Origin of the sequence: Peribacillus sp. Bi134 (assembly GCF_918698065.1) — a bacterium.
Classification (GTDB): domain Bacteria; phylum Bacillota; class Bacilli; order Bacillales; family DSM-1321; genus Peribacillus.
The window spans coordinates 546,511-559,442 of sequence record NZ_CAKKLN010000002.1 but is presented as its reverse complement, the minus strand read 5'-3'; the positions used below and the strand labels follow the sequence as shown (position 1 = coordinate 559,442).

At 41.2% G+C, this 12,932-nt stretch carries 10 protein-coding genes and 1 pseudogene; 6 read left to right on the top strand and 5 right to left on the bottom strand.

Features of this window, described 5'->3' with window-relative positions:
• Positions 1-263: 263 nt before the first annotated feature.
• Positions 264-1,421 carry a phosphoribosylglycinamide formyltransferase 2 gene (gene purT, locus LQ188_RS05660; protein WP_230176235.1) on the bottom strand — a complete coding sequence of 386 codons (1,158 nt, stop codon included), beginning with the start codon at positions 1,419-1,421 and terminating at the stop codon, positions 264-266.
• 268 nt (positions 1,422-1,689) lie between these two features.
• Between purT and LQ188_RS05655 the strand changes: the two genes are divergently transcribed.
• Positions 1,690-2,016 (top strand): hypothetical protein, encoded by a 327-nt coding sequence (locus LQ188_RS05655; RefSeq protein ID WP_230176234.1) that lies wholly within the window; start codon positions 1,690-1,692, stop codon positions 2,014-2,016.
• Positions 2,017-2,457: 441 nt separating this feature from the next.
• On the opposite strand, the gene LQ188_RS05650 is transcribed toward LQ188_RS05655, so the two are convergent.
• The 3 genes from LQ188_RS05650 to katA form a co-directional block, all read right to left on the bottom strand.
• Positions 2,458-3,651, bottom strand: a complete 1,194-nt coding sequence (locus LQ188_RS05650; protein WP_230176233.1) for a M14 family metallopeptidase — start codon at positions 3,649-3,651, stop codon at positions 2,458-2,460.
• A 79-nt stretch (positions 3,652-3,730) separates the two neighbouring features.
• Complete coding sequence (locus LQ188_RS05645; RefSeq protein WP_230176232.1) at positions 3,731-5,263, bottom strand: glycosyltransferase; 1,533 nt, start codon at positions 5,261-5,263, stop codon at positions 3,731-3,733.
• 203 nt (positions 5,264-5,466) lie between these two features.
• Positions 5,467-6,921, bottom strand: coding sequence for a catalase KatA (gene katA, locus LQ188_RS05640; RefSeq protein WP_101223579.1), 1,455 nt, complete (start codon positions 6,919-6,921; stop codon positions 5,467-5,469).
• Positions 6,922-7,533: 612 nt separating this feature from the next.
• Between katA and LQ188_RS05635 the strand changes: the two genes are divergently transcribed.
• The 4 genes and pseudogenes from LQ188_RS05635 to LQ188_RS05620 all read left to right on the top strand — a co-directional run bounded on the left by LQ188_RS05635 (position 7,534) and on the right by LQ188_RS05620 (position 11,272).
• Positions 7,534-8,424 (top strand): TetR/AcrR family transcriptional regulator, encoded by an 891-nt coding sequence (locus LQ188_RS05635; RefSeq protein WP_101223580.1) that lies wholly within the window; start codon positions 7,534-7,536, stop codon positions 8,422-8,424.
• Positions 8,425-8,822: 398 nt separating this feature from the next.
• Positions 8,823-9,170: a phage holin family protein gene (locus LQ188_RS05630; protein WP_101223581.1), complete on the top strand. Its 348-nt coding sequence runs from the start codon at positions 8,823-8,825 to the stop codon at positions 9,168-9,170.
• Between the two features lie 283 nt (positions 9,171-9,453).
• Positions 9,454-9,588: pseudogene (locus LQ188_RS05625) on the top strand (endonuclease); the annotation flags it as partial.
• Positions 9,589-9,904: 316 nt separating this feature from the next.
• Positions 9,905-11,272, top strand: a complete 1,368-nt coding sequence (locus LQ188_RS05620; protein WP_230176231.1) for an amino acid permease — start codon at positions 9,905-9,907, stop codon at positions 11,270-11,272.
• Positions 11,273-11,316: 44 nt separating this feature from the next.
• Here the strand turns inward: LQ188_RS05620 and LQ188_RS05615 are convergent, their stop codons facing one another.
• The gene (locus LQ188_RS05615) at positions 11,317-12,183 is read right to left on the bottom strand and encodes a DUF4349 domain-containing protein (RefSeq protein ID WP_101223583.1); all 867 of its coding nucleotides are present in this window, start codon (positions 12,181-12,183) and stop codon (positions 11,317-11,319) included.
• Between the two features lie 200 nt (positions 12,184-12,383).
• On the opposite strand from LQ188_RS05615, the gene LQ188_RS05610 reads away from it, so the two are divergent.
• Positions 12,384-12,785 (top strand): TspO/MBR family protein, encoded by a 402-nt coding sequence (locus tag LQ188_RS05610; RefSeq protein WP_230176230.1) that lies wholly within the window; start codon positions 12,384-12,386, stop codon positions 12,783-12,785.
• Positions 12,786-12,932 lie beyond the last annotated feature (147 nt).

Here is a 12,932-nt window from a genome sequence, read left to right as displayed (position 1 = left end):
CCTGAGGGGTCTCCCCTGGACTCGCTTTTCCCGCAGGAGCCTCGCACCTTCCATTCCAATCAACTGGAATGGTTTTTAAAGAAAAACTGTAGAATGGTCTCATCCCGAACTGTTTAAGACTAGTTTATACTTCATGGTTTTTTACTGTTTTACAAAACTTCTACTTAATTAAAGAAGACACCAAAGGTGCTTAAGGCGAGGAGGCTTGGTAGACAGTTCAACTTTAACGCGTTATAAAGAAAAAAACTGTAGGATTTTCACTATTATTTCTCTACAACTAAACATTCCAAAGCACGGGCCGCATTCACTCTTGCCACCTCGATTGAATCGGCAGATGACAAGGCGACTGCCACCCTTCTGCCTGCCTTTGTAACAGGTTTTCCGAAAAGGCGCACTTGTGTATTAGGTAAAGCCAAAGCCTTTTCAACACCAACTATAGAATATTCCGATAACTCTTCTTGAGCTTTTAATGGACGGCTGGCACCTGGGCTGATCAGCTTGATTTCCGGGATGGGGAATCCTAGAATCGCTCGAATATGAAGGGCAAACTCGGACAAATTCTGAGTCACTAATGTCACTAGCCCCGTATCATGCGGACGTGGGGAAACTTCACTGAAATAGACTTTATCCCCTGAGAGGAAAAGCTCAACCCCGAATAATCCGTACCCACCAAGTTCATCAGTAATGGCATGGGCAATTTTTTTCGCTTCCATTATTTGCGCTTCTGTCATATTATGCGGCTGCCAGGATTCAATATAATCCCCGCCCTGCTGAATATGGCCGATGGGAGCACAAAACATGGTACCATTTACAGCCCGAACAGTAAGCAGCGTGATTTCCGAATCAAAACGGATAAATTCTTCAATGATCACCCGGCCATTTTGAACCCGGCCGCCTTCCATCGCGATTTTCCAGCAATCCTCAAGGTCACCTTCCGTGCGACACACACTTTGCCCTTTACCTGAAGAACTCATCAGCGGTTTAACGACATTGGGAAAGCCAACTTCCTTGGCAGCTTGGACAAATTCTTCATATGTATCGGCGAATTTGTACGCTGCTGTCGGAATCTCCAGAGTTTCAGAAGCCAATCTCCTGATTCCTTCACGATCCATAGTCAATTTAGCCGCTCTTGCCGTCGGAATGACATGAAAGCCTTCCTCTTCCAACTTTACTAATTCGGATGTAGCGATGGCCTCGATTTCCGGCACAATCAAATCAGGTTGTTCTTTTTCTACAACTTCCCTTAGTTGTTCCGCATCCAGCATATCGATCACATAACTGCGATGAGCGACTTGCATGGCAGGGGCATGTTCATAGCGGTCTACAGCAACGGTCTCCACACCAAGCCGCTGTGCTTCAAGTATGACTTCTTTCCCCAATTCACCTGAGCCCAATAATAAAATCTTTTTTGATTTATACATTCAGTCTCTCCTCCTTAATTCCTCAAAATCATTATATACGAACTATAAACGAATAAACATAAATATTTATTCGTATTTTCATTTGTATTACACCAAAAACATTAAAAAAATTATTTAATTTGAGTTTTTCTAAAAACTCACTTGACGAATAGGAATAATAAGCTTTATGCTGGATGAAAATATATAAGCTGACCAGTTCACTGGAGGCTCCCTATTCAACATGAATAGGGAGCCTTTTCGTTTTTATCAATAAGGGAGGAAATACACTATGCAAAAGGAATCGGTTAGGCCCATTTTCCCTATTTTGAATGAGAAGAAAAATGGCCGCTTTGAGGATATGAAGTACATCAATCTGCCCGACAGATTATTTTTCGAATGGTGCCGGCAGCAATATGCCCTGAATAGAGGGGTTTACAATGCAATCGATAATTGGTTCTATCAATATGGCATTGACCATATACTTTACCGAAGGATCAACCTTTTAGCCTTTTTGGAATTTGCTGCTCCCCCGGCACAAGCAGCCGGAAAGACAAAGTTCATTAAATTTGGCAGTGGCGGACTAACTAAAAAGTTGCAGGAGTTCATTGCAGATTAACCTGAATCTTATAGGCCCCTTATCAGTAATACGCCCATTCTCCTCCTACTGGTAAGGGACAATTTATGCGTATGTCGAAATTTGCAATACGATTATTTTTGAAAATGTAAGCGCTTTCTATTATAATGAAATTAGGTTGGATGGCATGCGTGGCCGTCAAAGTATCTGGCGTAGGTGGGGCCAATACTAGCGCTAAGGAAGTTAATCTTCTTTACCGCAAAACTATTAGTATTCCTTTTGGTAGGGGCTGCAATATTACTGGGACATGGAGAATGTCCGTTAATTTTAGGCTAAAAAGCGAGTTAATCATGCAATCGATAAGTAAAGCATAACTTTACTTATTTTTTGCAGCAGCCCTCATCGTTTCAAGTCTAATGGTGTATAAGACTAAAAAGCTCTTCCCCATGGTAACGGAGTTGAGCTTTTTCATTTGGTCAAAATTCACATATATAACCCTGCCAAGAAAATCCCAAGCGACTTCTGATAAATCTCATCGAACTGTGATATAGGGAGGGGGTTCGTTCCTTTGCCCAGCTCCACGGTAAACCCCGGCCTGCGCCAATCCTGAATGAACCAATCCTTATACCCTGCGTAACTATTGGCAGATTTGACAGGCTCATATCCACTGACCCTCGCAAACTCATTGACTATCGTTTCCGATTCGGGCGGTTCCAAACCTTCAAAACCCCAATAAATGACCTCTCCTTGGGTATGGAACGCAAGGACTTTGCCAAAGTCACGTTTTCTTGTCAACTCAGACATTGCAATGGCTTCCGGTTGTGTAAGTGGCCCTTCCCCGGGATAATTTGCCGGACCTGGCTCCGTTACATTATTGCGTTCTTTTTCCAGTTCCCATTTGGCGGGAAATTGATCATTCAGATCCACCCCGTTAATATTTGCCTTCCAGCCAGAGAAGTCTTCGCTTCCGTTATTCCATTCCAAGAGCCGTCGTCTCAATGACTCATCTGCAGGCGGGCCTTTAAGAACCAACTCCACTCCGTCCGGATTCACCATTGGGACGATCGACAGCATCGTCTGTTTATAAAAAGGAAACAGAGATAGACCGCGGATGTCAGCCTGATTCGTGATTGCGAGTAAATAATCATTTAAAAAGGTCATGATCACAGGCGTCGTTATCCACTCATTCGCATGAAAGGAACCATTGTAGTGAACTCGTTTGTTACCATTCCCAATCAGCACTTCGGGGATATCCCTTTCAAGCACCGAGTCCCCGATGGGGGAGGTTTTAATAAATGGATAGATAGTTTTCAAACGTCTTACATCGGTCATCATCATCTCATAATCATATTCCCGATTTCCTTGAATAAGCCTCCACGTAATCCTTAATGGCACAGAAATTGTCTGACCGACTTGCAGGGCATTCGGGTTGAGATTGGGGTTAGCCAAAAATAGGGCATCCAATGAAAGATTACGTGATCTTGCAATTGCCCATAACGAATCGCCTTGCTTAATACTATAGCCGGTCGTCGTAAAGCCAGGAATTTTGATTTGTTGGCCAATCATAAGTGCAAGTGGATCAATCCCACTATTGGAATCAATGATAAGTTGGTAATTCACCTTGAATAATTGGCTATAATACCACAAGGAATCATTCTGCCGCACAAAAACGTCCATACTGCACCTCCTCTTAAGCAAATGTATGCTGATTTGATTTAATTATTGCCAACGCTACGCACCCTCCCCCATAGAAAAGTCACTCCTCAAAACGAACCAAATTGGGGGCATCATCCAGAATGCTTAGATATTGCTCAGTATTTCCATACCTACCCTCAGGGTCCAATTCCTGATATCTTTTGAATTTCGCTATCCGATCTTCTTCTTTGACCCAGCCCAAATGCTTTAAGCGAATGTCGGATAACTTGTGAGGCAATTCAAAGACATTTTCTGCAAATCTCCCACAATGCTGCGGCCTATCGTTCCATTTGCATTCAAACCCCTCCCGATACCTGACAAGGAACGGCCGGTAATACCGGTGTGCGCACCAGCGATCATCCTCCCTGTAATGGGTTTCATTCCAAAAGTCATATAACCGGAAGCAATATACATCGACTTCTTGATCACTTATCAGCTGCTTGACTACCTCTTTGAATCTTTTTTCAAACATTTCGTCAGCGTCAAGATTTAAAATCCACTCGGGATTCGACTTCACCGTCTCCGACCATTGCTGTTTACGAAGTTCTATTTCATTGGAGAACTTGGAGACATCATTCCTGATGATGCGTACCGGCATCCCCCTCAATACTTCTAAACAAACCTCTGCGGAATCGTCCGTGCTGCCATCATCAATAATCACGGCTTCATCAATATAATCACGAATTCCCTCTAAAACCTTCCTTAGATAACGGTCACTTTCATTTTTGATGACCATGCTCAGCGTTAATTTGGGACTGGATACCCCTGAAGCTTCCCTCTTATTATCCGTCCGATCAAGAAATTCCATCGCACCGTCCAAGTCCGAATCCCTGTATATATGATAAGCGGGCAAGTGGGTATCAACGTACATGGAAAATCCTAAAGCTGCGGCACGAATGCAAAAATGCCGGTCTTCACCCCAAAATGATAGATTCTCGATCATTTTAAAATTCACACCTGCTTTCAACGCTTTTTGGCTGATGAGTGTACAGGCACCCAATCCCCCAACTTTATGAACACCAGGTGTTCTCATCTGTCGGATGTACGACTGATAACGTGTGGTGATCTCCGAATCCGCCAACGGTTGACCGCGTGATATCTCCCATTGGGTGTATTCATCATATAACCATACTTGAGGCCGTTCTTCGGCATCAGGCTGCCATTTTGTCCAGAAAATATTAGAGATGATATCCTTTTTGGCAGAAATAAGCTGCTTGATGGTCAGAGGGTATAGCAGGAGGTCCGAGTCGATAAGAAATAAATAATCATAGTCTTCCTTAATCGCGTGTTCAATCATCATATTTTTGAAATCAGCGACCTTCCATACCAGATTTTCATTCCAGTAATGGGTAATGCCATTACACACGTATACATCGCTTTGATTGGATGCCAGTATTTTGACATTGCTCCGCTCCTGACTGAAATCCTCGATCATTCTGCTTGATCGCTCATCTTCATTGTCATCAATGAAGAAAATGCCAAGCTCCAGTCCCTCCACATCCAGCCTTTTAAGTGAGAGCAGGAACTTTTGTAAAATATCTGGTTTCTGGTAAATCGGACTGCCTACTAACACCCGATTTTTTTTACTAGCCATAAATTCCACCCTTTACCGATAATTTAAGTAACTTGCCCCCAATTAATCTGACAGCATGACTTTTTTCCAAACCATTTATAACTATATATTCTTACCGAACTTGTCGGGTGTCATTTATATAATGGAGCCATGCATAAACCAAAACAGGCATCCATTCATGAATGGATGCCTGTTTGCATTTACTAGATTGGTAGTCCCATATTTTACGCTTCTTGCGGTACAGGTAAACCTAAACCTTCGGCAATGCGCGTTCCGTATTCCGGATCGGCTTTGTAAAAATGGCCGATTTGACGAAGCTTGATTTCTTCCAATTCCACAGGTTTCATTGCGCCCACGATCGTGTCAACAAGGCGGGTTTTCTCTTCGGCACTTAATAGACGGTATAAGTCACCTGCTTGGGTGTAGTGATCATCACTATTATGACCGACTTGTGCAGCTTGCCCAGTCACCTCGAAAGGAGTGACTTTATTTTCTGTTGATTCGGCTGGGCCTCCAAAACTATTCGGCTCATAATAAACAGATCCCTTGCCATTGTCATCAGCACGCATGAAGCCATCACGCTGATAGTTATTCGCTTCCACTTTCGGACGGTTAACCGGAAGTTGGTTGTGATTCGAGCCCACACGGTAACGGTGTGCATCTCCATATGCGAATAGGCGTCCTTGAAGCATCTTGTCTGGGGAAGCTTCAATTCCCGGTACGAATGTTCCTGGTGAGAACGTGGCTTGCTCCACTTCAGCAAAGTAGTTTTCAGGATTTCTGTTCAATACCATACGACCAAGCTCGATCAGCGGATAATCTTTTTGAGACCATACCTTCGTCACATCGAATGGATCGAAACGGTATGTATCCGCATCTTCCAAAGGCATGATCTGAACATACAATTTCCATGCAGGGAAGTCCCCTTTTTCAATGGCATTGAAAAGATCTTCCGTATGGTAATCAGGGTTTTCACCTGCTAGTTTTGCAGCTAGATCCACATCAAGGTTTTTGATGCCCTGTTCTGTTTTGAAGTGGTATTTCACCCAAACGCCTTTTCCTTCAGCATTCACCCATTTAAATGTGTGGCTTCCGAAACCATGTGTATGACGGAGTGTAGCAGGAATGCCCCGATCGGACATCAGGATCGTCACTTGGTGCAGCGATTCCGGTGAATGTGACCAGAAATCCCAAACAGCCGTAGGGTTTTTCAAATGTGTTCTAGGGTCTCTTTTTTGTGTATGGATGAAGTCGGGGAACTTAATCGCATCGCGAATAAAGAATACAGGCGTATTATTACCGACGATATCGTAGTTTCCTTCTTCCGTGTAGAATTTAACAGCAAATCCACGCGGGTCACGGACTGTATCAGCAGAACCCAATTCACCTGCAACTGTGGAGAAACGGATAAAAAGATCTGTCTTCTTGCCCACACCATTGAAAAGTTTAGCTTTCGTGTACTGAGAAAGGTCGTTCGTTACTTCGAAAGTTCCGAATGCACCGGCACCCTTCGCATGAACTACACGTTCAGGCACACGTTCACGGTTGAAGTGGGCTAGTTTTTCCAATAAGTGTACATCTTGAATGAGCACCGGGCCGCGTTCGCCGGCAGTGATCGAGTTTTGATTATCTCCAACTGGTGCTCCCCAGCTTGTAGTAAGGTTTTTCTTATTTGTCATAATTGAACCACCTTTTCATTATTATTTATGTATATAATGATAAAGCTTCTCAGAAAAAAATCAATACTTATTTATAATAATTTTAATATAATAATCAATCCATTGTTTTTTTATTTATATTATGACTTCAACAACCTCCAGAATATGGAAATGTATAGTGATATAAACCGTTGAATGGTCAGCATATTGCCATAATCACATTCCTAATAATGGTATACGACCCTTATAACCAATATTCCTTCACACCGAGTGATTTTATCATTTCTCCTACCAATGGGTTAGTAATCGATAATGATGCCGAATATTCATAGATACTTTGCGCTACTTCACCCATCTCCTTCTATTTATCTTATAACAAACCTAAGTGTTCTCCTGTGACTTTGTTCACTTCATCTGCCTTTATTTACATGGTGAATATAAGGATGCATAGAAACCGAATTTTCATTGCTTTTGTGGACCTTTATTTCAGCAGACCTCTTCTAGTACATGGCCTTCCCCCTTATTTTGCTAGAGAAATTGTAAACATACTGGTTTGTGTTGGTTTGTGTTCGTATAGAAAATAAGATACTATTACGTTAAAATGACCGTCCAATAAGAGTAAGGGTGATATATATGAATGAGCGCAAGCAATTGGTAGTTAAATATGCACACCAATTATTTATTGAAAAGGGATATCAAGCAACTTCCATTCAGGATATTTTAGATTATAGCGGCATTTCAAAAGGAACATTTTATAACTATTTTTCTTCTAAAAGCGAATTGCTTAAGGCAGTCTTCCTAACTTCGCAAGAAAAATTCGAAAAAGAGCGGAATGAATTGCTTATTGGGCAAAACCTTGCAGATATTGAGATATTCATCAAACAATCAGAATTACAAATGCACTCCAACAAAAACAATAAAATCTTTTTCTTATATGAAGAAGTAATGATTTCAAATGATACCGAACTTAAGAACTTCATCACACATGCTAAATTCCAGCATATCCATTGGCTATCAAAACGGTTTCTGGACATTTTCGGTGCTGATAAAAAACCCTATATTTTGGACTGTGCCATTCTTTACTCGGGAATGATGCATCAAACGATTCATTTTAATGCTTTGGCTAAAGAGCCAGATTTCAACCCTACTGAAATTATCCGTTATTGCGTCGATAGGATTAAATCGATTTTCGAAGATGTCAGCCAGTCAAATGCACAGCTTTTGGAACCCGATCTCATTAAGCAATGGCTGCCAGAGTGCTTCCATTCACAGCAGGATTTTCATACTGCACTCCTGCACTCTGCAAACGACCTAAAAAAGATGATTCTAAGGCTATGCCAAGATGATGAAGCAGAACGGGTTAAAAACCTAAAATTGATTCACTTTATCCAAGAGGAATTATTACAAAACGTTGAACCGCGAACCTTTCTAATTGAAAGTGCCCTGCTTTCCTTAAACACCAATCCAAAATTGAAAAACACATTGGAACTAAGTGAATTCGAAAAGATCATTGCCAACAATTAAATAGAAAAAGAAGACAAATGGGGTTCGGAATGGTCTTATCCCAAACCATGGTTTCACAACAAAACTAAGTTATACTAAATGGTTTTTTACTTTTATTAAATCCTCAATGGATTGAAGAAAACTAGCTGAAACGTTCTTTTTGAGGGTTTGTAAAATAGGAACGTTAATTTCCTCTACGGCACTCGCTTTCCGCAGGAGTCTCGTACCTTCCGTTCCAATCAACTGGACTTTTTTTAAAGATAAACTGCTCTAAGACCCTTAAATGGACCTTTTTCCAATCTTGGGGAATACATATCGTATTCCTCTTTTTTTGTGACAATTCTGCAAACATATAACTGAAATTCATGAAATTTTAGTATAATGACTTGTAGTTAAGGTGACTTCAGGAGGAGTTTTTCATGAACATAATTATGCGTTTTCTTATCAACGGGCTGGTATTGCTCGTTATTGACTGGCTTCTCGACTCCATCACGATTAAATCTTACGGAACAGCCTTGCTGGCGGTTTTCATATTATCAATCATGAACTTGCTGGTTAGGCCCATTCTCCAGCTTATCACATTGCCGATCACCATCCTGACGTTCGGGTTGTTTTCTTTCATTATCAATGCCTTCACATTCCAAATCACTTCCTATGCCGTCAGTGGCTTTGTAATAAATTCTTTTTGGGGAGCTTTAATCGGATCATTGTTATTGAGTTTCATTCAAAGTCTTCTTATAAAACAGAGTAAAAAAAACCGTCAGTAGCATACTGACGGTTTCATACTTTAGACAAACTCGATATAAAATTGAATTTGTCTAAAGTTTTTTTAGGATCTATATACTGAAACAGTAAGTCGAATGGTGACGGTTTTTCGTATCATTTTCATTTTCATAACAGCCTTCGATATTTCCCGGGCTATTCCCCTAAATTTCGCTAAGCACCACTAGCTGTTTTCTCTTTTTTGACAATACTTTCCCCATAACTATACAAATCAAATCGACTTCTCAGGAAATCAGTATCAATCGATTCATGGAATGGAATGGCTTCTTACCGGAGTGGAATGAACAGGATCCTGTAGATGCCTTCGAGCGTAACCGAAATGAGATCACTTATAATCAATATCAGCATAATCGCAACCCTTTCATTGATCATCCTGAATGGGCCTCCGCCATGTGGCAATGATGAAACGAACAAGCTGTTCCTTATTTTTGGGACAGCTTGTCCACTGTTAAATGTCTAAATTTTTAGAAAAATCACATAATTTTATTTTGTTTGTATAGCATTATAATTAGTTTCGAAAGATTATTATACGATGAAAAATTATAGGATCACTTTCGTAGTAAGCGTTTTCATTTTTTACTTTACATTCTTCCTATTAAAATATATTATTTAGTTGTAATATTATGTGAAAAATCAATAAATAATATGTATTCTCCTCTACTAGTGATAAAATGCTAGATAGAGAAAATTAAACTCCAACATAGAAAAGGGGAAAATTATGCAAAACTCCAAAGAATCTCAACTACATAGAGGTTTGGAAGAAAGACATATCGCATTAATGTCTCTTGGCGCAGCCATTGGAGTCGGATTATTTCTCGGCTCGGCATCTGCGATTAAATTAGCTGGTCCAGCCATCATCATTTCTTATGCCATTGGCGGACTTATGATCTATCTTATCATGCGTGCACTAGGTGAAATGGCGATAAAAAATCCAGTCGCAGGCTCTTTCAGTCGCTACGCAAGCGAATTTGTCGGTCCTCTTGCCGGATATATAACCGGATGGAATTACTGGTTCGTTTGGATCGCCACTTGTATGGCTGAAATTACTGCAGTCGGAATCTATATGCAGTTTTGGTTCCCTGATACTCCGCAATGGGCTTGGGCGTTAGCCGCACTCGCCATCATGACAACGATTAACTTTCTTGCTGTAAAAGCTTACGGTGAATTGGAGTTTTGGTTCGCCCTTATTAAAATCGTAACGATCATCCTAATGATCGTCCTTGGCTTTGGAATGATCATCTTTGGACTGGGGAATGGCGGAATCGCAGTCGGATTCGGCAACCTTGTTGAAAATGGAGGATTTTTCCCGAATGGAATTTCTGGTGTCATCCTCTCGTTCCAAATGGTCATGTTCGCCTATTTGGGAATTGAAATGCTCGGTGTTACCGCAGGTGAAGTTAAAAACCCTGAAAAATCTTTAAAAAGAGCCATCGATACCGTTTTTTATCGGATTTTACTTTTTTACGTTTTAGCTCTGACAGTCATTTTATCAATCACTCCATGGGATGAAATGAATGGGGAAAACAGCCCATTCGTTATGATGTTTGATAAAATCGGTATTCCAGGCGCAGCAGGAATCATTCAGTTTGTCGTACTGACAGCAGCCCTTTCATCTTGTAACAGCGGGATCTTCAGTACAGGAAGAATGTTATTCAACCTAGCGCAGCAAGGTGAATCACCAAAAAGTTTCGAACGTACAACAAAGTCAGGCGTTCCTGGCGTTGCCATTATCGTTTCGGCTATCGTGCTTCTTTTCGGTGTTTACCTTAACTACATGGAAGCCGATAAAGTTTTCACTTACGTCACAAGTGTCGCTACATTCGGTGCACTCTGGACATGGGGAACCATACTTGCCACACAGATCATGTCTAGACGGAAAATGAGTCAGGGAGAAAAACAAGGCTTGTCTTACAAAATGCCTCTTTTCCCATTCACTTCTTACTTAACTTTAGCCTTTTTAGTATTCGTAATGGTAGTACTCGGTTTTTCAGCAGATACAAGAATCGCTTTAATCGTTGGTCCGATTTGGATCTTACTGTTGGTAGCCCTGTATTATGTGACCGGCTTGCATAAACGGAAAAGATAAATGTCAGAGGGTGCCAATCTAATTGGCACCCTCTCTTTCTGCCTTCACCTTTTACCCCTTCTTTTGATCCCCCAATGGACCGCCGCACCAGCTCCGCCTAAAATAATGAGGATAGGCAAGTTTCCTATTATAAAAACAATGATTCCTGAACCCGCTTTAAGTAATAGATTCGCACTTGTTGCAAGTTGTTTCTTCGTTCTTTCCCATGTATTCAATTCCTTATTATCAATGCCCGGCACAAATATCCGGTCCTGTGATAACGTGATGGTAACCGTCGAATATGAGGTCTGGTTCTCAAGATACTTCATTTGCCCGGTCAGTTGCTCTATTTCTTCTTGCACCACGGCAAGATCGGATGATATTTTCAACAAATCTTCGGTCTTCTCAGCATCCTTCATGAATGCAAGCAACCTTTCCTCTACTGCTCTCTTTGACTTCAATCTTGCTTTTAAATCTACATATTGCTCCGTTACATCCTGTCCTGTCACATTCCTTCCGACCACTTCTGAAGCCTCACCCTCGCTATCGGCTAGAAAATCCTGAAAATGGGCTTCAGGGACCCGAACAGTGATCGTTCCTTCCACCAGTTCTTCATCTTCCCTGTATACATTGGACTCGACAACATATCCGCCATATTCAGCCACCTTATTCTCAATCTTCATTTGTGCCTTTTCGAGGTTCTTCACCTTCAACTCAAGCTGGGCTTGATGGATGACCTTTCTTTCATCCGTCACCCCTTCCTTTTCCGCCGCTTCTTCCTGTTGCACCATATTCCCGGAAATTGAAGCGTCCATTTTACTTTCCGCCTTTTCACCATGTGATTCAGATGCAGAATCATTTTTTTCATTACTGCTGCATCCAGCAAGTAAAAGGAACAAACTGAACATAAACATCACTATTTTACGGTTCATCGGTATTCCCCCTTTTCTTAATAGTACCGACGTAAAGCTTGGAAGAAAGTTACACTTCTTGATTAAAGGGGATGTTTTATTTTCAGAGTGAGAAGGTAAAGGTATAAGAACATACAAATAATGAAGAAAGAAGAGGATCGCTTTATGAACTACGGAAAATTAGCTAAAAGTGTATTGGTACTGTGGTTGGAGGCTCACTTGTGGGGATATTCGCCACAAGGAATTCAAAAGAAATTTATGACAAACTCAAGAAACCTGCTTTTGCTCCTCCTTCCTGGACTTTCCCCGTTGCTTGGACCAGCCTTTATACAATCATGGGAATAGCGAAATATCGCATTGCATCCAAAGAAAAAGAATCGAAGTCCGCTGAACGCCTCTATGATACTCAACTAGGGTTGAATTTCTTATGGTCTTTTTTATTCTTCAAATGGGGCTTGCGCGGAACAGCTTTTATTGAAATGGCTGCACTGCTGACCTTGATTACATTAACGGCATTCGAGTTTTATAAAATAGACCGTACATCCGGTTTAGCGATGGTTCCCTATATTGCTTGGGTCACCTTTGCATTGGGATTGAACTTTTCCATCTTCAGGAATAATTAATCACAAAAAAGGAAGCGCCCCTTGTATTAAGGAGCGCTCTCTTTTAGGTTTCACGAGTAAATATTGAAAACTCACGAGTAAATGTGCAATTTTCACGAGTAAATCCGCTTAACGAACGAGTAAATGCTCAGTTTTCACGAGTAAACC

Bases quoted from the DNA above. Each gene is read 5' to 3' on its own strand.
- LQ188_RS05620 (WP_230176231.1), top strand. From the start codon at position 9,905: ATGCAAAACTCCAAAGAATCTCAACTACATAGAGGTTTGGAAGAAAGA.
- LQ188_RS05650 (WP_230176233.1), bottom strand. From the start codon at position 3,651: ATGGACGTTTTTGTGCGGCAGAATGATTCCTTGTGGTATTATAGCCAA.
- LQ188_RS05630 (WP_101223581.1), top strand. From the start codon at position 8,823: ATGAACATAATTATGCGTTTTCTTATCAACGGGCTGGTATTGCTCGTT.
- purT (WP_230176235.1), bottom strand. From the start codon at position 1,421: ATGTATAAATCAAAAAAGATTTTATTATTGGGCTCAGGTGAATTGGGG.
- LQ188_RS05645 (WP_230176232.1), bottom strand. From the start codon at position 5,263: ATGGCTAGTAAAAAAAATCGGGTGTTAGTAGGCAGTCCGATTTACCAG.
- LQ188_RS05635 (WP_101223580.1), top strand. From the start codon at position 7,534: ATGAATGAGCGCAAGCAATTGGTAGTTAAATATGCACACCAATTATTT.
- LQ188_RS05615 (WP_101223583.1), bottom strand. From the start codon at position 12,183: ATGAACCGTAAAATAGTGATGTTTATGTTCAGTTTGTTCCTTTTACTT.
- LQ188_RS05655 (WP_230176234.1), top strand. From the start codon at position 1,690: ATGCAAAAGGAATCGGTTAGGCCCATTTTCCCTATTTTGAATGAGAAG.
- katA (WP_101223579.1), bottom strand. From the start codon at position 6,921: ATGACAAATAAGAAAAACCTTACTACAAGCTGGGGAGCACCAGTTGGA.